This is a genomic window from Streptomyces sp. SLBN-8D4, assembly GCF_049739545.1.
GTDB classification, from domain to species: Bacteria; Actinomycetota; Actinomycetes; order Streptomycetales; family Streptomycetaceae; genus Streptomyces; species Streptomyces canus_C.
The window spans coordinates 7,348,178-7,368,686 of the sequence record NZ_JBMGQC010000001.1; the positions used below are offsets into that span (position 1 = coordinate 7,348,178).

Sequence of the window (20,509 nt, forward strand, 5' to 3'; positions counted from 1 at the left end):
GGGCGGTCCTTACCACACGTACCGCTCCCTACAGCCGTCCCGCCTCCACGATCCGCTTCAGGAAGCGCTGGGTGCGCTCCTGCCGCGGGTCGCCGAAGATCTGCTCGGCGGTCCCGCGCTCCAGGACCACACCCGAGTCCAGGAAACACACCTGGTCGGCGACCTCGCGAGCGAAGCCCATCTCGTGCGTGGCCAGCATCATGGTCATCCCGTCGGCCTTCAGGTCGCGCACGACGTTCAGGACCTCGCCCACCAGCTCGGGGTCGAGGGCCGCGGTGATCTCGTCGAGCAGCAGCAGCCGGGGGCGCACGGCGAGGGCCCGCACGATCGCCACCCGCTGCTGCTGACCGCCGCTGAGCCGGTCGGGGTACTCGCCCGCCTTCCCGCCGAGCCCGAGCCGTTCCAGGAGCTCGCGGGCGTGCTCCTCGGCCTCCGCGCGGGCCACTCCGTGCACCCGGCGCGGGGCCAGCGTGATGTTCTCCAGCACCGTCATGTGCGGGAAGAGGTTGTACGCCTGGAAAACCACGCCGATACGGCGCCGTACCGCGTCCTGGTCCGCGCGCGGATCGGTGATCTCCTCGCCGTCCAGCCAGATGGCGCCGTCGTCGATCTCCTCCAGGAGGTTGGCGCAGCGCAACAGCGTCGACTTGCCGGAGCCGGAGGCCCCGATCAACGCGGTCACCGTGTGCGGGGCGACCTCCAGGTCGACGTCCCGCAGCACGACCGAACCGCCGAAGGTCTTGCGGACGGACTCCATCCGCAGCACCGGTCCGTCTGCGTCGCTCATGCGATTCCTCCCTGGGCCCGCCGGCGGTCCATCCGTGCCGTCACCCAGTCCGTGAAGCGGGTCATCGGGATGGTCAGCGCCACGAACACCAGGCCCGCGACGATGTACGGCGTGTAGTTGAGGCTCCGGCCGACGATGATGTCGGCGGCCCGTACGGCGTCGATCGCGCCCCCGATCGACACCAGACCGGTGTCCTTCTGGAGGGACACCAGGTCGTTCAGCAGGGGCGGCACCTGGCGGCGCACCGCCTGCGGGAGCACCACGTACCGCAGCGCCTGCCGGTTGGAGAGCCCGAGCGAACGGGCCGCGGCGCGCTGTGAGGGATGCACGGACTCGATGCCGGCGCGGAACACCTCGGCCACGTACGCCGAATACGTCAGCGTGAGCGCCGTACCGCCCAGCCACACCGGGTCGACCGTCACGCCCTGGAGCCGCAGGGCCGGGACGCCCAGGACGACGATCATGAGGTTGATGATGAGCGGAAGCCCGCGGAAGAAGTCCGTGTAGGCGGCGGCCAGGAAGCGCAGCGGGAAGAACACCGGGCCGCGCAGCGTGCGCGCGATGGCGATCAGCATGCCGAGCACCAGCACGGCGGCACCGCAGACCAGCAGCAGCCGGACGTTCAGCCACAGCCCTTCGAGGACCTTCGGGAACGCCTCGCGCGCGTACTGCCCGCTGAAGAACGTCTCCTTGGTGCGCGGCCAGCCGGGCGCGTTGACGACGACCAGGTAGAGGACGACGGCGGTGACCAGAGTCGAGACCGCGGCGATCGCCGTCGCGCGGCGGGCGCGGGTGCGCTTGAGGCGCTCCCGCTCGATCCGCCGCTGCGAGGGCGTGTACGAGTCGCCCGCGCTCTCCTGGCCGGCCTCGTCCTTCGTGAGCGTCACTTGAGCACCGGGGCGTCGACGGCGTCCGACAGCCACTCCTGCTCCAGCTTGGCGAGCGTGCCGTCCTTGCGCAGGGCGTCCACGGCACCGGTCACGCAGGAGGTGAGCGCGCTGCCCTTGTCGAGAACGAGCCCGAACTGCTCCGGCGTACCGCCCTGGTTCTCGAACTGCCCGACGATCGTGCCGTCCGTCACCTCTGCCGCGGTGATGTAGAAGGCGGTCGGCAGGTCGACGACGATGGCGTCCACCTGGCGGTTCTGGAGCGCGGACTTGGCCTGGTCGTTCTTGGCGTACGCGGCGGCCTCGTGGGTTGGCTTCACCACGTCCTCGATGTAGTTCAGGCTCGTCGTGCCGACCTGGGCGCCCAGCTTGAGGCCCTTAAGGTCCGCGATGCTCGTCGCCTTGGACGCCTTCGTGCCCTTGAGCGCGATGACGGCCTGGCGCACGTCGTAGTAGCCGGACGAGAAGTCCACGGCCTTCTTGCGCTCGGCGCTGATCGACACCTGGTTGATGTCGAAGTCGAAGGTCTTCTCACCTGGTGCGAAGGCCTTGTTGAAGGGAACGCTCTGCCAGACCACGGCGTTCTTGTCGTAACCGAGCTGCTTCGCCACGGCGTACGCGACGGCCGACTCGAAGCCCTTGCCGCTCGCGGGCTTGTCGTCCTTGAACCACGGCTCGTAGGCGGGCTCGTCGGTCGCGACGGTCAGCTTGCCGGAGGTCTTGGTGGCCAACTCGCCCTTGGCGCAGGTGGTTCCGGTCGACCCCGAGGCCTTGGCGTTCGCGTCGTCCTCCGGCTGCGGAGCACAGCCGACGGCGGTGGCGAGCAGGGCTATGGATGCCGCGGCGGCGGCGCGGCGCAGGGCGCGAGGGGCAGGGTGCATGGCGGGAGAGTGACAGTCCACTGTCCCGTTTGTCGAGGTCACGACGGCAATCGTCCGCATATTGGGAACGGGTGTTGCGTTTCTGTGAACAGTTTCCGGACAAGCGGGCCGGGGCCGCCGGTCGAGGGCGGGGATGAAAGACCGGCGGCCCGTACCGCGCAGGAGCCGTCGTCCTGTGCGGGGCTGCTCCCAGTTGACTGCGCAACCAAGTGCGCCGGGAGCGCGTGCGTGACACCGGAGTGTGCGAAGAGTTCACACGGGGTGCGCGCGCAGGGGTGTGTGCGGGGCGCGCGCCCCGGAGTTCACCACCCCCGTGCGTGCCCCTCCGGAAGTTGCGGTCGACTTGCGGGTGTTGCCCACGCCTCCCGGGAACACCAAAGGTCACCGGGCAACACAACAAATGTGACCGCCAACCCTGCCCCGCCCGCACCGTGGCGTTCTTGTACGCCCGTATGAGCGAGGACCCCCGTGACCTGAAGCGCGGTGTCGACCGACAGATGGACGCCCCCCGAGCCTTCGCTGCAGACAACGTCTGGGAGATCGGCGCCGAGTACATCGAGAACGACAAGGAGGCCGGCGCCGTGAGGCTGCGGCAGTTGCCGGTAGGTCTCCCGTCTGGCTGGAGGCCTCGGGATCCCAGGCAGGCTCGCACTGTCCTCGGTGGAGTGCAGCTCCATCACACCCCACCGGGTGCTCGCGACCCGCCGGCTACCCGGAGCCACGGGCGTCACGCTCCCGAGGCTTCCCGGAATTCCTCGGACCCTCCGCCCACGGACACTCCCTTACCGGGTGAAGCCGATGTCCTGGTAGCGCGGGTCCGCGAAGCCGTAGGCGCCGAGGTTGACCAGGGTGCTCTTGACGGCCTTGATGTCGGGGCGCTGGTAGAGCGGGAGCAGGTTGGCCTGCTTCCAGATCAGGGTGTCGGCGGCGTTGGTGTCGGTGATGGCCTGGGCCGGGTCGAGGTCGGCGGAGGCCTTCTTCATGGCGGCGTCGAGCTCGTCGCTGCCCACACCGGTGTAGTTCTGCTGGATGTCGGAGCCCACGGGCTTGGCGTAGATCGACTGGGTCGACGAGGTCGGGAAGGGGGTCCCGATCCAGGAGAAGACAGTCAGGTCGAAGTTGCCCGGGGTGACGTACTTGTCGAAGAAGTTCTGGAGCGGCACGGACTTGATGTTCAGCTTGATGCCCACGGCCTTGAGCATCGGCTGCATCAGCTTGCCCTCGTTGGCCGAGACGCTGACGGCGGCTGGGATGACGAGGTTGAGTTCGAGCGTCTTGCCGTTCTTCTTACGGTACTCGCCGTCGAGCTTCCAGCCTGCCGCTTCCAGCGAGGCCTTGGACTTGGCCGGGTTGTACGTTCCGTACTCGCCGGCGTTGTCCTTGTAGCCCTTCTGGTTGGTGACGTAGAAGTGGTTGTTCAGCGGCGTCGGTGTCCAGCCCAGGCCCTGGAGGTCGGACTTGGCGATGGCGTCACGGCTGAGTGCCTGGGTGACGGCCTGCCGCACGGCGACGTCCTTGAGGGCGCCCTGGGTGCCGTTGATGGTGAGGTGACGGTAGTTCGGGCCTGCGGCCTCACGGATGGAGGCGCCCTTGACGGCCTTGGCCTCCTTGTAGGCGGCCGGGTCCGGGCCGACGTCGAAGAAGTCGACCTCGCCGTTGGCGAAGGCTCCGGCGGTGGCGTCGGAGTCCAGCGCACGATAGATGATCTTGTCGAGGATCGCCTTGTCGCCCCACCAGGTGCTGTCGCGGACAACGGTCAGGGTCTTCGCGGTCTTGTCGATGCTGCCGAACTTGAAGGGGCCCGCGGTGACCGGGATCTTGCCCAGGTAACCGTTGTTGAAGCCGTCCGGGGTGCTGGTGACCGAGGCCGGGTAGAGCGGGCTGAACAGACTCTTCCAGTCGCCGAAGGAGCTGGTGAAGGTGACGATCACCTCCTGGTCGCTCTTGCCCTTGGCGACGCTCTTGATCAGGTCGTAGCCGGTACTGGAGGAGATCTTGTACTTGGTGTTCTTCCCGTTCAGGGCGGTCCACTGGGACAAGAAGTCCTTGTACGAGAGCGCTGTGCCGTCGGACCACTTGGCCTTCGGGTTGATCTCGTAGGTGACAACCTGCTTGCCGGAACTCTCGTCCACGGTGGCCGAGGTCACGTAGTCGGGGTCGGGGCTCACGACGCCGGTGGCGTCCGACTTCATGATGATCGGCATCAGGGCGCGCTCGACGTCGTAGCCGTCGGCGAGCGTGCCGTCGATCTCGTTGTAGTTGAAGTTCTCCGCGATCTCGCCCAGCGGCCAGTTGAGGGTGCCGCCCTGCTTCAGCTTGGTCCGGTCCGTCGCGGCGATGTTGTTCGCGGTGGACTCGGGGACTGAGGTCTTCTTGCTGTCGTCCTTGGTGTCGCCTCCGCCGCACGCGGTCAGGGTCAGTGCGCCGGTGGTGACCAGGGTGACCAGCGCAAGGGACGTACGGGTTCTCTTCAAGGGTGCTCTCCTCATACGGTGCAGAGTGGGACAGGGACGGCGAGAAGCAGGGGCGTTGCGCCTACAGCACCGCGGCGGCCGCCGCGTAGTGGCAGGCGGCGCTGTGGCCGGGACGGTTGTCGGTGAGGTCGTGCAGGGCCGGGTCCTCGTCGCGGCAGCGGGTGCGGGCCGCCTCGTCGAGAGCGGTGAACTTGGGGCAGCGGTTGCGGAACCGGCAGCCGCTCGGTACGTCCGCCGGGCTCGGCAGATCGCCGGTGAGCAGGATCCGCTTGCGCTGCCGCTCCTTGTGCGGGTCGGGCAGCGGCACGGCCGACAGCAGGGCCTGTGTGTAGGGGTGGGAGGGAGCTTCGAAGATCGACTCGGCGCTGCCCAGTTCGACGATCCGCCCGAGGTACATCACGGCGATCCGGTCGGCGATGTGCCGTACGACGGTCAGGTCGTGGGCGACGAAGAGATAGCTCAGCCCGAGCCGGGCCTTGAGTTCGTCCAGCAGATTGAGCACGCCGGCCTGGATGGAGACGTCCAGCGCCGAGACCGGCTCGTCGAGGATCACCAGCTTGGGTTCCAGCGCCAGCGCGCGGGCGATGCTGATGCGCTGCCGTTGGCCGCCGGAGAACTCCGCCGGGAAACGTTCTGCGTGTTCGGGATCGAGTCCCACTTGGCGCAGCAGTTCGGGTACGCGGGCGGCGATCCGGTTCTTGGCCCAGCCGTGCGTCGTCAGCGGTTCGGCGATGATGTCACCGACCGGCATCCGGGCGTCCAGAGCGGCCAAGGGGTCCTGGAAGACCACTTGCAGGTCGCGGCGCAGTGCCTTGCGGTCACTGCCCTTGAGGCCCCGGATGTCCCTGCCGAACACGGTGACCGTCCCGGCCTGCCCGCTGGGCAGGTCCAGGATCTCCAGAAGGGTGGTGGTCTTGCCGCAGCCGGACTCCCCGACCAGTCCCAGGGTTTCGCCCTCGCGGATGTCGAAGCCGATGCCGTCCACCGCCCGGACGGTGCCGACCTGCCGCTTGAACACCGCGCCCTTCATCAGCGGGAAGTGCTTGACCAGGCCGTCGATCTCCAGAACCGTCGCCCGTTCCTCCCGGGGCACCTGAGCCACTGCCGTCGTCTGCGGCGGCTCCGGTACCGGGTAGACCTCGGCGGGGACCAGGGAGCCGCCCTCGGCCATTTCGTGGCTGCGGTGGCAGGCGGTGAAGTGGCTGCTGTTGTCCGCCGCGTCGGCCTCCGTCGCGAGCAGCTCCGGCTCGGCCTCGCGGCAGCGGTCCACGGCGATGGGGCAACGTGTCTGGAAAGGGCAGCCGAGCGGCAGGTCGTGCAGCGAGGGCGGGTTGCCGTCGATGGGAGTGAGGACGTGCTGCCGGTCGTCATCGAGCCGGGGGATCGAGCCCAGCAGGCCGATGGTGTAGGGCATGCGCGGCGTGTAGTAGACCTCGTCCACCGAACCGGTCTCGACCGGTCGGCCCGCGTACATCACCTGGACCCGGTCGGCGAATCCGGCCACCACCCCGAGGTCGTGGGTGATCACGACGATGGCGGCGCCGGTGACCTCCTGAGCGGTCTTGAGGACATCCAGGATCTGCGCCTGGATGGTGACGTCCAGAGCGGTGGTCGGCTCGTCGGCGATGATCACTTTGGGGTCGTTGGCAATGGCCATCGCGATCACCGCGCGTTGCCGCATGCCGCCGGAGAACTCGTGCGGGAAGGCGTCCACCCGGCGGGCGGGGTCGGGAATGCCGACCATGTCGAGCAGTTCGATGGTGCGCTTGCGGGCCGCGTCCTTGTCCAGGTCCTGGTGGATCCGGAGGGCCTCGATTATCTGGTCGCCCACCGTGTACACGGGGGTCAGCGCGGACAGCGGGTCCTGGAAGACCATGGCGATGTCCTTGCCGCGGATCCGGGTCATCGACCGGTCGTCCAGGCCCAGCAGCTCGTTCCCGTGGAGCTTTACGGAGCCGCTCACCGCGGCCGTCTCGGGCAGCAGGCCAAGAACCGCCATGGACGACACCGACTTGCCCGATCCCGACTCGCCGACGATGCCCAGTACCTCGCCCGGCCGCACCGAGAAGGAGACACCGCGCACCGCGCGGACATCACCGGCCTCGCTCGGGAAGGTGACATGCAGGTCGGTGACTTCCAGAGCGGGGGCGAGCTCCGGTTCTGCGGTCGGCTCGCGGCTGCTCAGAATGGCGGTCACGTCGTGGGTCCTTCCGGGGACTTGCGGTTCTTCCTGGCCTTGGCGCGGCTGGAGTTGGGGTCGAGGGCGTCGCGCAGCCCGTCGCCGATGAAGGCGATGGACAGGCAGATCAGAACGAGGCAGCCGGCCGGGAAGTAGAACAGCCACGGAAAGGAGGGGGCGGCCGGAGTGCCAGTGGCAATCACCGTGCCGAGCGACACATCGGGCGCCTGCACACCGAATCCGAAGTACGACAGGCTGGTCTCGCCGATGATCGCGGTACCCACCTGGATGGTTCCGTCGATGATCAGCATCGAGGCCATCGACGGCAGGATGTGCCGGAAGATGATCACCGGGGCCGGTACGCCCATGTACTTCGCGGCCTTGACGAATTCACGGTCCTTCAGCGTCAGCGTCATGCTGCGTACCACCCGGCCGGTGATCATCCAGCTGAACGCAGCCAGCAGCACCACGAAGACCAGCCAGGTCGTCCCCTGGAACAGGGGCGAAAGCACCGCGATGATAAGGAAGTTGGGCATCACCAGCAGCAGGTCCACCACCCACATCAGGCCGCGGTCCGTCCAGCCGCCGAAGTAGCCCGCGCTCGCCCCGACGGCCGCTGCCACAACGGTACAGATCACGCCGGTGAGAAGACCGATGACCAGGGACTTCTGCATGCCTCTGGCGGTCAGCGCGAACAGGTCGGAGCCGGTCTGGTCGGTGCCGAACCAGTGGCTGGCCGACGGCGGCTGCTGGAAGGCGTTGAAGTCCAGGTCCGTATAGCTCCACTTGTAGAACAGCGGGGCCACATAGGCCATCAGGAACAGCAGGGCGAGCATCAGCAGTCCGAAGAGCGCTGTGCGGTTGCGCGCGAAACGGATGGCGGTGAGTCGGGTCCGGCTTCTGCGTCGAGGGGCCGGCTGCGCTGTGACGGCGACGGGTGCTGCGGGTTGTGCGGAAGGAGTCTGGACGGCCATGGGGGCTTTCCTCTGGGCGCGGGATCAGGGCGGGCTCGACGGGGGCGAGAGGAGTTCAGCTCACCCGTACGCGCGGATCGAGAGCCGCGTACAGCAGGTCGGACAACAGGCCCGCGATCAGGACGATCACGGCGGTGAACAGGCCGACGGCGGCGGTGGCGTTCACGTCATTGGTGCTGATCGAGTTGATCAGCCACTCGCCCATACCGTGCCAGCCGAAGATCTTCTCGGTGAAGGTGGCGCCGGTGAAGAGAAGGACGACGTTGTAGACGAGAAGCGGCACGACCGGCAGGACCGCGGTGCGCAGACCGTGCTTCATCAGGGCGGCCCGTCGGCTCAGACCCTTGGCGCGGGCCGTGCGCAGGAAGTCGCTGCCCAGCACGTCGAGCATTGAACTGCGCTGGTAGCGGCTGTACAGGGCTACCTGGATGATGATCAGAGTCAGGCTGGGCAGCAGCAGATGCTGAAGCCGGCTCAGGAGGATATCGCCCGTGCCGCTCAACCCGGGGTCGTACTCCCCGGTGTACTCGATGACCTTGTGTCCCGCCGCGTCGTTGAGGTCGATGGCCCAGAGCTTCAGCGTTACGGCGATCACGAACACCGGCATGGCGAGCACGCCGAATGACGCCAGGGTCGAGATTCGGTCCGATGCCCGGTATTGCCTGATGGCTCCCCACGCGCCGACCATGACTCCGCCCACGGAGCCCAGCAGCGTCGAGATGAGCAGCAGTCGGGTGCTCACGCCGACCCGGCGGCCGAACTCGTCATTGACCTGACCGCCGGTGACGGTACGCCCGAGATCGCCGTGCGCCACGCCGTTCGCCCAGTGGCCGAAGCGGACCAGGAGGGGCTTGTCGGGGTTGAGGTTGTAGTCGTTGAGCGTGGACGTCACCGAAGCGGCCGAGGGCTTCGGGTTGCGGCCCTCGAAGTTGGCTCTCGGGTTGAGACTGATCGCCGCGAGGGCGTACGTGAGGGAGGCCGCGATGATGACCAGCGCCAGGTAGTTGACGAAACGGCGCAACATGAATCGGCCCACGTGCTCAGCTCTCTTGTGTGGCCCTCACCCAGGCGTTACGGGTTCGAGCGATGACTTCCAGGCAATCTCATGAATAAATGCACAGCAATTACGCCGGTCAGCCCCGTGCGGACTGCGCGCAGAATTTTCGTTCCTGAAACAACCCTGGAACGACCCGCCTTTGTGTTCGTATGCGTCCTGACCCGGACTCCGCAGGCCCCAGGGGGACTTGGGGGGTTGGGCGGTTGGGTGGACTTTCGCAACTCATTTATGGCGGCGTCAATGAGCGTCGCTAGTCTTGATGAACCCGTGATCTACTTTGCGGAAATCTGACCTCAAGCGCGGGTTATCCCTCATTGACAGCGGATAGCGCGCGGTGAAAAAGGGCTGATGCGGATCCGCCGGAGGGGTATCCCTACACCACCCTTCACCGTGCGGGTGCGATGTCCTCAAGCTCCTGCGTACGCCACGGACGTGTGGGCAGCGGTCCGCGCGGCACCAGGACGAAGCCCACCGCGACCAAGCAGGATCGCGGCGTGGACGCCAAGCGCTTGACCCGGCAGGCCCCCGGCCAGCCCTCCGAGTGCCAGGGCGCCCCAGGTGATCACCCGCTTCGAGGCGTCGACGCCGAGCACGCGCGGGACGCTGCGCCTGCCGGTAGCGTCATCCATGCAGGTCAAGCGGCATGTTGATACTCGTGGATCACGCCGCCGAGTCGCAAAGCCGCCGCCGTCGGCGCTGACATCCGCCCGGCCGCGCCCGCCACGAGATCAAGGGAGCCCCATGGAATTCCGGTCGATTGAGCGCATTCCGCAGGCGTTCCAGCAGTCGGTGAGCGCCGAGGAAATCGGGAACGTCTGCCGACGGGCGTTCGGGGACGCCGCCACGCCGGTGTCCGCCGTCGAGCTGGGCACGGGGATGTACAACAACGTGTACCGCGTGAACCTGGCCGGACGGGATCGGCCGGTGATCCTGCGGGTCGCGCCGGAAGAGGGCCGCCAGTTGCACAGTGAGCGCCACCTGATGCGCAACGAGTACGGCAGCGTGCCGTGGCTGGCGGTGATCGCGCCGCTGATGCCGCAGGTCCTCGCCGTGGACTGGTCGCACGAGGTGATCGGCCGGGACTGGATGATCCAGACCCACCTGGACGGCGTCCCGGCTCCGGAGCACCTGGGGACGTATCCGCGCACGGCGTGGCCGGTGTTCTTCCGGCAGATGGGCGTGATCGCCCGCTCCGTGCACGACGTGAGGGGACCGCACTTCGGGCCCGTCGGCGGCCCGGGGCACGGGACGTGGAGCGAGGCGGTGATCACGTCGCTGGAAAAGATCGCCGCCGACCTGGACGGTGCCGGCCTGGACGCGGCCGACGTACGGAAGGTCGCCGCGGTGGCCGCGCACGACCGTGCCGTGCTCGACGGGGTCACCGAACCGGGGCTGCTGACCGGGGACCTGTGGACGGTCAACGTGATGCTCGACGCCGGGGCCGCGGAGCCGACGATCACCGGGGTGCTCGACATGGACCGCACCTGGTGGGGCGACCCGGCCGCGGACTGGACGATCCGCATGGCGACGGCGAAGCAGGACGAGCGTGTGGCGTTCTGGGAGGCGTACGGGGAGCGGGACGGCTCTCCCGCCGCGGTATGGCGTTCGCTGGTCTACGAGGTCCGGCACCTTGGTGCCGTTCGTCTGGAGCGCCACCGGCTGGGCAACGCCGCTGGGGTGAAGAACACCTACGACGCAGTGGCCGCCGTTCTGGCCGACCTGGGCTGATGTTCCCGGACCACTTGTGCGCCAGGTCGGTTGGACGACTCAGGCGGTGACGGCGAACAACTTCGGTGACAACTACCGTGGCGGCGTCGTCGTCCAAGGGGACGCCCCAACAGCAATCTCGCCACGGGCGGAGGCAACACCCTGACCGTCAATCAGGGCGTGGATGGAGACGCGCACCGGGCCGCAGGATCATGCGTCGAATCGCACGCATCGTCACGCCCGCCCTGCCCGCAGCTGCAGCGGCGGGTGCCGACGCAGCTGTCCAGGCGGCCATCTCGGCGGGTACGGGACTCTTCACCCGACCGTCTCGGTGCGGTGGTCGCCGGCTCCGGCCGACTGCCGGAGACGCGGCTGTCCCCAAGTGCCACCAGGGCGGCGATGCCGCCGACCTACCAGCCCCGCTCGTGCCACTCGCCGAGATGAGGCCGCTCGGCGCCGAGTGTGGTGTCGTTGCCGTGGCCCGGGTAGATCCAGGTCTCGTCCGGGAGCACGAAGACCTTCGCTTCCAGGCCCGCCATCAACGACTCGAAGTCCTCGGGACGTGTTGTCCGACCAGGCCCCCCGGGGAACAGGCAGTCCCCGGTGAACACATGGGGATGCCCGTGCGGGTCGTCGTAGACGAGGGCGATCGAGCCGGGGGTGTGACCGACCAGGTGGCGCGCGGTCAGCTCGACGTGCCCCACGCGGATGACGTCGCCGTCGTCGACCGGCACGTCGGTGGGGACGGGGATGCCGTCGGCGTCGTCCCGGCCGGCGTACGTACGCGCGCGCGTGGCCGCGACGACCGCCGCGAGCGCCTGCCAGTGGTCGCCGTGCTGATGGGTGGTGACGACCGACGCGATGCCGTCGTCACCGATCATGCCCAGCAGGGTGTCCGCCTCGTTGGCGGCGTCGATCAGCAGTTGCTCGTCGGTGGCCCGGCAGCGCAGCAGATAGGCGTTGTTGTTCATCGGGCCGACCGCGATCTTGGTGATCATCAGGTCCTTGAGCTCGTGCACGTCGGCGGGCCCGCCGACCGTCACCTGTCCGCTGTACGTCATGGCGGCAGCCTATAGCGGCGGCAGCGAGGGGAGAGTGCCGCCGTGGACCGTCAGTGCCGAGCCGTCGCGGCGGCCGGCGAGCCAGCCGAGCAGGTCCGCCTGGCGGCCGGTGACGACGAGCTCGGGATCCCCGTCGCCGCCCGTCGGGATCCGGCGGCCGTCGTCCTCCTCGACGAGGAGCGCGGGTACGTCGGGACGGCCCCGGAACCGCTGCGTCAGGAAGTTGATCTCGCGCTGCGTGAACTCTTCCGAGAGGTCCTCCAGCTCGTACCCGATCCCGAGGTCCACATGGTGCAGCTCCACTTCGGCCCACCGCCGGAACGGCACCCGGGAGGCCGAGTCGGTGACCCCGTTGCGGAGCTCGACGGTGCGTGACCAGTCGGCCGGTACGGCCCCCTCCTCGTCGAAGCGGGCGGCGCTCGCGCGGAGGTCGGCGAGCTGGACGTCGAGGGGGCGCGGGGCGTCGCGCTCGATGTCGGCGTCGCGCGCTTCCGCGGAGGGATACATGGCCCGGCCTCGCAGAACGTTCACCAGGGCGTCGGCGTTGCGGGAGAGGTGCGCGAGGACATGGCCGCGGCTCCAGCCCGGCAGCCGTGACGACTTGGTCACGGCCGCGTTGTCCATTGCGGCGGCTGCGGTCAGCAGCCGCTCGGTCGCACCACGTACAGACTCCAGGTCATGAGCGTGATCAATCATGGTGCTGACCCTAGCTCCGCCACACCTTTGGGTGAAGGTGGTGAAGCAGTGCCGTAAATCGAATGCACGTGCTATATGGTCGGGTGCGGCGTCGGGCATGCTGGAAGGCCGGGGATTGTTACGCATCCGGGAATCCGACCGGCGTTGTCAGTGGCTCCCCCTAGTCTGAGAAAGCACGGGGGCCCCGCCCCTGTCACCCCTCTCAAGCCAAGAAAGGTGCGGACCGGCGTGGCCGACCGTCTCATCGTCCGTGGCGCGCGCGAGCACAACCTGAAGAACGTCTCGCTCGACCTGCCTCGCGACTCGCTCATCGTCTTCACGGGCCTGTCCGGGTCGGGCAAGTCCTCCCTGGCCTTCGACACCATCTTCGCCGAGGGCCAGCGGCGCTACGTGGAGTCGCTCTCCTCGTACGCCCGCCAGTTCCTCGGCCAGATGGACAAGCCCGACGTCGACTTCATCGAGGGCCTCTCGCCCGCGGTCTCCATCGACCAGAAGTCGACCTCGCGCAACCCGCGCTCGACGGTCGGCACCATCACCGAGGTCTACGACTACCTGCGTCTGCTCTTCGCGCGCATCGGCAAGCCGCACTGCCCCGAGTGCGGCCGGCCGATCTCGCGCCAGTCGCCGCAGGCCATCGTCGACCGGGTCCTGGAGCTGCCGGAGGGGAGCCGCTTCCAGGTGCTCTCGCCGCTGGTGCGGGAGCGCAAGGGAGAGTTCGTCGACCTCTTCGCCGACCTCCAGACCAAGGGCTACAGCCGCGCGCGGGTGGACGGCGAGACCGTCCAGCTCTCCAACCCGCCCACGTTGAAGAAGCAGGAGAAGCACACCATCGAGGTGGTCATCGACCGCCTCACGGTGAAGGACTCCGCCAAGCGCCGTCTCACCGACTCCGTGGAGACCGCCCTCGGCCTGTCCGGCGGCATGGTCGTGCTCGACTTCGTCGACCTCCCCGAGGACGACCCCGAGCGCGAGCGCATGTTCTCGGAGCACCTGTACTGCCCGTACGACGACCTGTCCTTCGAGGAGCTGGAGCCCCGCTCCTTCTCCTTCAACTCGCCCTTCGGCGCCTGCCCCGAGTGCACCGGCATCGGCACGCGTATGGAGGTCGACCCGGAGCTGATCGTCCCGGACGAGGACAAGTCCCTCGACGAGGGCGCCATCCACCCCTGGTCGCACGGGCACACCAAGGACTACTTCGGCCGTCTGATCGGCGCCCTCGCGGACGCGCTGGGCTTCCGGACGGACATCCCCTTCGCCGGGCTGCCCCAGCGCGCCAAGAAGGCCCTGCTCCACGGCCACAAGACGCAGATCGAGGTCCGCTACCGCAACCGGTACGGCCGCGAGCGGGTCTACACGACCCCCTTCGAAGGGGCCGTCCCCTTCGTCAAGCGCCGGCACAGCGAGTCCGAGAGCGACGCCAGCCGCGAGCGCTTCGAGGGCTACATGCGCGAGGTGCCCTGTCCCACCTGCCAGGGCACCCGACTCAAGCCGCTCGTCCTCGCGGTCACCGTCATGGGCAAGTCGATCGCCGAGGTCTCCGGCATGTCCATCAGCGACTGCGCGGACTTCCTGGGCGAGCTGAAGCTCAGTGCGCGTGACAAGAAGATCGCCGAGCGGGTCCTCAAGGAGGTCAACGAGCGGCTGAGGTTCCTGGTCGACGTCGGCCTGGACTACCTCTCGCTGAACCGCGCGGCCGGCACCCTCTCCGGCGGCGAGGCCCAGCGCATCCGCCTGGCCACCCAGATCGGCTCCGGACTCGTCGGTGTGCTGTACGTCCTCGACGAGCCGTCCATCGGTCTGCACCAGCGCGACAACCACCGGCTGATCGAGACCCTGGTCCGGCTGCGCGACATGGGCAACACGCTCATCGTCGTCGAGCACGACGAGGACACCATCAAGGTCGCCGACTGGATCGTCGACATCGGCCCCGGCGCGGGCGAGCACGGCGGCAAGGTCGTGCACAGTGGCTCCCTGAAGGAGCTGCTGGCCAACGCCGAGTCGGAGACGGGCCAGTACCTGTCGGGCAAGAAGGCCATCCCGCTGCCCGGCATCCGCCGCCCCCTCGACCCGTCCCGGCAGCTCACGGTGCACGGGGCCCGCGAGAACAACCTCCAGGACATCGACGTGTCCTTCCCGCTGGGCGTGTTCACCGCGGTCACCGGTGTGTCGGGTTCCGGAAAGTCGACCCTGGTCAACGACATCCTGTACACCCACCTGGCGCGCGAGCTCAACGGCGCGAGGAGTGTTCCGGGCCGGCACACGCGCGTGGACGGCGACGACCTCGTCGACAAGGTCGTGCACGTGGACCAGTCGCCCATCGGCCGCACCCCGCGATCGAACCCGGCGACGTACACCGGCGTCTTCGACCACGTCCGCAAGCTGTTCGCCGAGACCACCGAGGCGAAGGTCCGCGGCTACATGCCCGGGCGCTTCTCCTTCAACGTCAAGGGCGGCCGCTGCGAGAACTGCGCGGGCGACGGCACCATCAAGATCGAGATGAACTTCCTCCCGGACGTCTACGTCCCGTGCGAGGTCTGCCACGGCGCCCGCTACAACCGGGAGACCCTGGAGGTCCACTACAAGGGCAAGTCCATCGCCGACGTCCTGAACATGCCGATCGAGGAGGCGACGGAGTTCTTCGACGCCGTCCCCGCGATCGCCCGCCACCTCAACACCCTCAAGGACGTCGGCCTCGGCTACGTCCGGCTCGGCCAGGCCGCGACCACCCTCTCCGGTGGTGAGGCCCAGCGCGTGAAGCTCGCCAGCGAGCTCCAGAAGCGCTCCACCGGCCGTACGGTCTACGTCCTGGACGAGCCGACCACCGGTCTGCACTTCGAGGACATCAGCAAGCTGCTGAAGGTCCTGTCAGGGCTGGTCGACAAGGGCAACACCGTCATCGTCATCGAGCACAACCTCGATGTGATCAAGACGGCCGACTGGGTCGTCGACATGGGTCCCGAGGGCGGCGCGGGCGGCGGACTCGTCGTGGCCGAGGGCACCCCGGAGGAGGTGGCCGGAGTCCCGGCCAGCCACACCGGCAAGTTCCTCAGGGAGATCCTCGGCGCCGACCGGATCAGCGACGGGACCTCGGTGAAGGCCCCGCGCAAGGCGCCGGCCAGGAAGACGGCCGCGGCGAAGAAGACGGTCGCCGCCAAGTCCACGGCGAAGAAGACGGCGACGGCCAGGACGACGGCGGCCAAGAAGGCCGCCGAAGCCACCAAGAAGGCCGCGCCCGCCAAGAAGACGACCCGGGCCCGCAAGGCCTGAGCCGGAACGACTGAACGAGCGGTGCCCCGCGGGAACCCCCGCGGGGCACCGCTCTTTCGACGTCCCCTACAGCTCGCCCAGTTCCGAGGCGTATGGCGGCTGCGCGCCGGCTCGTGAGCAGGTGATCGCCGCCGCGCGGGCCGCGAACCGCAGCAGCCGGGTCCAGTCCTCGACGCCCAGGCCGGCGAGCGCCTGCGGCGACAGCGCGTCGAGGCTGGCGAGGCCGTTCAGCAGGGCCGCGTTCACCGTGTCGCCCGCGCCGATCGTGTCCACGACGTCGACCTTCTCGCCCGGGACCGGCAGCACCGCCCCGTCCCTGGTGAACACGGTCAGTCCGTCACCGCCCTGGGTGACCACGACGGCCGAGGGCCCCGCGGCCAGCCACTCGCTCGGAGTGCCGCCCAGCCACAGCGCGTCCTCCTGGGAGAGCTTGAGCAGGGACACCGACGGCAGCCAGCTCTTGAACCGGGCCCGGTAGGCGTCCGCGTCGGGGATCAGCCCTGCCCGGATGTTCGGGTCCAGTGCCGTGAACACACCCTGCGCCGCCGCGGCCCGCAGCAGTTCCTCGTAGGCGCTCGCCCCCGGTTCCAGGACGAGCGAGCAGGTGCCGAAGGACACCGCGCGTGTGCCGGCGGGGAGTTCGGAGGGGGCGGCGAACAGGCGGTCGGCGGTGCCGTCGACGTAGAACGAGTAGGCGGCCGAGCCGTCGGTGTCGATCGTGGCGACGGCGAGCGTGGTGGGTTCAGAGCCGCGCTGCACGGCGGACACGTCCACCCCCGCCTCCCGGAGCCCGTCGAGCAGGGCCTCGCCGAAGGCGTCGCGCGAGGTGCGGGAGCAGAAGGCGGTGGGGGAGCCGAGCCGGCCGAGGGCCACGGCGGTGTTGTAGGGGCCGCCGCCGAGCGCCGGCTTGAGACCCGCGAGGGCACCCCTGCCCTGCGGTACCAGATCGATCAGGGCCTCACCGGCGACGACGATCACGAAACGGGTCCTTTCTCGAACTGCGGGGGCTGAAGGTGCTGGGAGGAAGGGGAGCGCCGGGAGGCCGGCCACGGCGAGGGCCGCACCCGTCACCCGGGGTCCGGGCAGCCGCACGACGTGCGGTGCATGAACGTGCAGTCCAGGCGCACGGTCCGGGCGGGCCGGTCCGGGCGGTCGAGGCGTTCCAGGAGCACACGGACCGCCTGTGCGCCGATCTCCCTGCTGGGCTGGGCGATCGCGGTGAGCCGGGGCGAGAACAGGTCGGCCCAGGCGAAGTCGTCGAAGCAGCACAGGGCGAGGTCGTCCGGCACCGAGAGTCCGCGTTCGCGCAGGGCACGCAGGGCGCCGATGGTCATCGCGTTGTTGGCGGTCACGAGGGCGGTGGGCGGCGCGGAGAGGGAGAGCAGGGCGGCGGTGGCCCGTTCGGCTCCGGCGGACTCGGAGTCGCCGTGGACGACCAGGTGATCGTCGTAGGGGAGGCGGGCGGTGGTGAGGCCCTGTCGGTACCCGGCGATCCGTTCTGCGGTGGTGCTCAGTCCGGGCAGGCCGGCCACCAGTCCGATGCGCCGGTGACCGAGTCCGGCGAGATGGGTGACAAGACCGGCCACCGGCTCGGTGTTCTCGGCGCAGACCTGGTCGAAGGGCTGCGGGCTGTCCGCGGGGGCGGCAAAAGCACCGTCCGCCAATCCGCCGGCACCGTCCGCCAATCCGCCGGCACCGTCCGCCAATCCGCCGGCACCGTCCGCCGAACCCTCGGCACCGCCGGTCGAACCGTCGACCACCCGGTCGAGAAACACCGTCGGCACCTGATGGCGCCCGAGGTAGGAGACCAGTTCGCGCGGGTTCGCCGAGGGCGCGACGATCATGCCGTCCACGCGCCGCTCGTGCAGCAGCTGGACGACCTTGCGCTCGTGCTCGGGGTCGTCGTGCGGATCGGCGATGAGCAGGCTGTAGCCGTGTTCCAGCGCGCCCGCCTCGACGCCTTGGAGGATCTCCGTGAAGTACGGGTTGCTGATCGCCGACACCGCGAGCCCGATGGAGCGGGTGCGGGAGGTCACCAGGGAACGGGCCAGGGTGTTGGGGGTGTAGCCGAGCTCCTCGACGGCGTCCAGCACGGCCTGGCGGGTGTGGGGCAGGACCGGCCGGGTGCCGTTGAGGACGTGCGAGACGGTCGCCACGGAGACGCCCGCGCTGCGTGCCACGTCGGCCATGGTCGGCATCGGGTTCCCCTCCCGGAACGGCTCCCGCAGGCCACTGGAACGGCAGCCCACCGCCCGGAAGGTATCCCATTCAGCAGCCCGCGTAAACGCTTGCGCAAGCGTTTACGCGCGGTCACCGCCCTGACGTCGCACCGCTCACTCCCAGTCCCAGCCGATCCCCACCACCCCCGACCGCACCCGCGGCTCGACCAGGTGCACCGAGTGGTGGTGGCCGGTGAGGGACAGTTCCCGACGGCCGCTGCGGGGTGCGGCGGGGGAGTGCTGGGCGAAGCGGTGGCAGCGCAGCGGCAGGGCGTTCTCGTCGAACCGGACCTGGAGCGCGTACTGCCCGCCGGGCGAGCCGAAGCCGCGGACGTACTCGCGGGACACTCCGGCCGTGCCGTCCTCGACGCAGTAGCGGAACAGGAAGGTGTCACCGGCCCGCAGCCGGGCGTCGAGGAGCAGCTCCGCCACGAGCACCCCGGTGTCGTGGTGCGAACGGACGCGTCCCGTACGGCAGTTCTCCAGGGCGTGCACGGTCATGAGCTCCGGCACGCACCCCGGGTCGCCGTGGTGGACGGCGATGAAGCGGTCCACGCCCTCGCGCTGGGCGCGCACGATGTGGTGCGACTCCCGGCTGCGCAGCTCTCGGTGCGCCCCGATGCCTATCCGCTCGTGGTGGCCGAGGGTGTGCAGTCCGCCGTCGGGTGGCGCGTCCAGCTCGCCGAGGAGTTGTCCGAGGACGTCAGAGGCGGCGAGGAGGGAGCGGTAGGAGCGGGCCGCGGGCCGCTCGGCGGCGGACCGGTCGTCGTCCTCGGCGAGCAGCCGGATCAGCGACTCCTCCGGCAGCTGAAGGATCTCCTCCAGTGCCCGTACGGCCCTCAGCGACTCCGGACGCTGCGGGCGCCGGGCGCCCTGCTGCCAGTAACTCAGGCTGGTGACCCCGACCTTGACCCCGTAGCGCGACAGATGGTGCTGGACGCGCTGAAGCGGCAGCCCCCGTGCGGCGATCGCCGCACGCAGTGCGACATGGAAGGGGCCGCCTCGCAGGGCCGAGTCCAGTTCCGCGTCGGCGACGCTCACGACGTCCGCGTGCTGTGTGGCGTGCGGCATGCAGGGGGCCTTTCTGTACAGGTCCGGGCGGCTGGTCAGGCCGTTCGTGAGGGTGCGTCGGGGCCGTCCGTGGCAGTGCCGGGGAGGCTTCACATCCGTACGCCGTCGTTCCCGGCCCCGAGTTCCTCCGCATTGAAGCGTGTTGACCAAGTCCCGACAACACCTGTCGCCGAACCGCGGTGTACTCCCGGCCGGTCCGTGACCCCGCTCGCTCAGGTGGCCGAGGCCTGTCCCTCGCCGTCCAGCAGCTCCCTGATCGCCCTCGCCGACAGCGCCGACTTGGGCAGGAACCCTCGCGCCGGGCTGCCGGCGATCAGCTCCTCGAAGTCCTCTCGCGCGTGCGTGGAGACCAGGATGATGACGCAGGACACACTGCGGGCCAGTTCCGCCGCCACGTCGAAGCCGCTCTCGCCATCGAGGTCGAGATCGACGAGGACGATGTCGGGGGTCAGCTCCGCGGCCCGTACGAGAGCCTCGGTACCCGACAGTGCGACGCCGACGACCGGTATCCCGTCGCGTTCCAGCAGGCTTCGCGCAGCCTCCAGGAACCGGATGCTGTCATCGACGAGAAGACAGCGCATGGACATGCGGAAAGGGTCCCAGCTCGCCGGTGACCGCGCTTTCCGGCTACCGGGTAAGACTCGGGGAGGATTGCTTCCCGGCACCTGGAATGTGCTCAAGTCCTGTGCCGATTTCGCCGGTTCCCGCTCACCCAGCGCAGTGAGAGGTCACGGGCGGTAGCATGTGGGCTGCCCTGGGGAGGCCGCGCAGGTCCGGTCGAGTGGGGGTGCGTGATGAGGACACCGCTAGCGAACGTCGTACGGGGTCGTCGCACCCTGGCCGAGGTTGTGACCGGAACGGCGGTGCTGCTCGCCGCGTGCGGCGGGGAAAGCGACGGCGACCGGAGCGAGCGGGCCGAGCAGTCGACGGACGGCGTGGCCCGGCCGCGGCCCGGGACGCCCGCCTGTCCGGCGATCACCGATGCGTTCTCCCGGGCCTTCCCGAAGGTCGTGATCGACAGGGCCGCGGTGAAGGCCACCCTCGACGAGGCGGTCGAGGCCATCGACAAGGACCTCGCCGCCCACGACGGTTACCCGGAGAACCGACCGTGAGCCGCAACTGCCCGCCCGCCTGCGGTCTTCGGGGGACATGGACGGCGGCGGTGTTCACGGGCATGCTGAAGAGGTCGGATCACGACCGACCGTTCCCCGCAGGGACGCGTGAAAGGGCCCTCCGCAGAGGGGTGATT

At 69.1% G+C, this 20,509-nt stretch carries 16 protein-coding genes; 3 read left to right on the top strand and 13 right to left on the bottom strand.

Annotated features, from left to right (window positions below; genetic code table 11):
- Positions 1-28: 28 nt before the first annotated feature.
- From RKD20_RS33390 to RKD20_RS33420, 7 genes are all read right to left on the bottom strand, one after another.
- Positions 29-787 (bottom strand): amino acid ABC transporter ATP-binding protein, encoded by a 759-nt coding sequence (locus tag RKD20_RS33390; protein ID WP_424880950.1) that lies wholly within the window; start codon positions 785-787, stop codon positions 29-31.
- Positions 784-1,674, bottom strand: a complete 891-nt coding sequence (locus RKD20_RS33395; protein ID WP_424880951.1) for an amino acid ABC transporter permease — start codon at positions 1,672-1,674, stop codon at positions 784-786. The genes RKD20_RS33390 and RKD20_RS33395 overlap by 4 nt, the downstream gene beginning before the upstream one ends.
- A complete protein-coding gene (locus RKD20_RS33400; protein WP_424880952.1) occupies positions 1,671-2,555 on the bottom strand; it encodes an ABC transporter substrate-binding protein in 885 nt (294 codons plus the stop codon). The genes RKD20_RS33395 and RKD20_RS33400 overlap by 4 nt, the downstream gene beginning before the upstream one ends.
- Before the next feature lie 782 nt (positions 2,556-3,337).
- Positions 3,338-5,029: an ABC transporter family substrate-binding protein gene (locus RKD20_RS33405; RefSeq protein ID WP_424880953.1), complete on the bottom strand. Its 1,692-nt coding sequence runs from the start codon at positions 5,027-5,029 to the stop codon at positions 3,338-3,340.
- Between the two features lie 61 nt (positions 5,030-5,090).
- A complete protein-coding gene (locus RKD20_RS33410; RefSeq protein WP_424883381.1) occupies positions 5,091-7,217 on the bottom strand; it encodes a dipeptide ABC transporter ATP-binding protein in 2,127 nt (708 codons plus the stop codon).
- A 5-nt stretch (positions 7,218-7,222) separates the two neighbouring features.
- A complete protein-coding gene (locus tag RKD20_RS33415; protein ID WP_424880954.1) occupies positions 7,223-8,182 on the bottom strand; it encodes an ABC transporter permease in 960 nt (319 codons plus the stop codon).
- Between the two features lie 55 nt (positions 8,183-8,237).
- Complete coding sequence (locus RKD20_RS33420) at positions 8,238-9,218, bottom strand: ABC transporter permease (RefSeq protein ID WP_351694936.1); 981 nt, start codon at positions 9,216-9,218, stop codon at positions 8,238-8,240.
- 762 nt (positions 9,219-9,980) lie between these two features.
- On the opposite strand from RKD20_RS33420, the gene RKD20_RS33425 reads away from it, so the two are divergent.
- The gene (locus tag RKD20_RS33425; RefSeq protein ID WP_424880955.1) at positions 9,981-10,967 is read left to right on the top strand and encodes a phosphotransferase family protein; all 987 of its coding nucleotides are present in this window, start codon (positions 9,981-9,983) and stop codon (positions 10,965-10,967) included.
- 389 nt (positions 10,968-11,356) lie between these two features.
- On the opposite strand, the gene RKD20_RS33430 is transcribed toward RKD20_RS33425, so the two are convergent.
- Together RKD20_RS33430 and RKD20_RS33435 are read right to left on the bottom strand one after the other, a co-directional pair.
- Positions 11,357-12,007: an MBL fold metallo-hydrolase gene (locus tag RKD20_RS33430; RefSeq protein ID WP_424880956.1), complete on the bottom strand. Its 651-nt coding sequence runs from the start codon at positions 12,005-12,007 to the stop codon at positions 11,357-11,359.
- A gap of 9 nt (positions 12,008-12,016) precedes the next feature.
- Entirely contained in the window at positions 12,017-12,703 is a 687-nt protein-coding gene (locus RKD20_RS33435) for a maleylpyruvate isomerase family mycothiol-dependent enzyme (RefSeq protein WP_424880957.1), read from the bottom strand.
- A 228-nt stretch (positions 12,704-12,931) separates the two neighbouring features.
- On the opposite strand from RKD20_RS33435, the gene uvrA reads away from it, so the two are divergent.
- Positions 12,932-15,970 (top strand): excinuclease ABC subunit UvrA, encoded by a 3,039-nt coding sequence (gene uvrA, locus RKD20_RS33440; protein WP_424880958.1) that lies wholly within the window; start codon positions 12,932-12,934, stop codon positions 15,968-15,970.
- Between the two features lie 66 nt (positions 15,971-16,036).
- On the opposite strand, the gene RKD20_RS33445 is transcribed toward uvrA, so the two are convergent.
- From RKD20_RS33445 to RKD20_RS33460, 4 genes are all read right to left on the bottom strand, one after another.
- Complete coding sequence (locus RKD20_RS33445; protein WP_424880959.1) at positions 16,037-16,948, bottom strand: carbohydrate kinase family protein; 912 nt, start codon at positions 16,946-16,948, stop codon at positions 16,037-16,039.
- Between the two features lie 89 nt (positions 16,949-17,037).
- Entirely contained in the window at positions 17,038-18,168 is a 1,131-nt protein-coding gene (locus RKD20_RS33450; protein WP_424880960.1) for a LacI family DNA-binding transcriptional regulator, read from the bottom strand.
- A gap of 135 nt (positions 18,169-18,303) precedes the next feature.
- The gene (locus RKD20_RS33455) at positions 18,304-19,260 is read right to left on the bottom strand and encodes a hypothetical protein (RefSeq protein WP_424880961.1); all 957 of its coding nucleotides are present in this window, start codon (positions 19,258-19,260) and stop codon (positions 18,304-18,306) included.
- Between the two features lie 212 nt (positions 19,261-19,472).
- The gene (locus tag RKD20_RS33460) at positions 19,473-19,847 is read right to left on the bottom strand and encodes a response regulator (RefSeq protein ID WP_424880962.1); all 375 of its coding nucleotides are present in this window, start codon (positions 19,845-19,847) and stop codon (positions 19,473-19,475) included.
- 207 nt (positions 19,848-20,054) lie between these two features.
- Here RKD20_RS33460 and RKD20_RS33465 point away from each other — a divergent pair, with 207 nt between their 5' ends.
- Positions 20,055-20,372 carry a hypothetical protein gene (locus RKD20_RS33465; RefSeq protein WP_424880963.1) on the top strand — a complete coding sequence of 106 codons (318 nt, stop codon included), beginning with the start codon at positions 20,055-20,057 and terminating at the stop codon, positions 20,370-20,372.
- Positions 20,373-20,509: the final 137 nt, after the last annotated feature.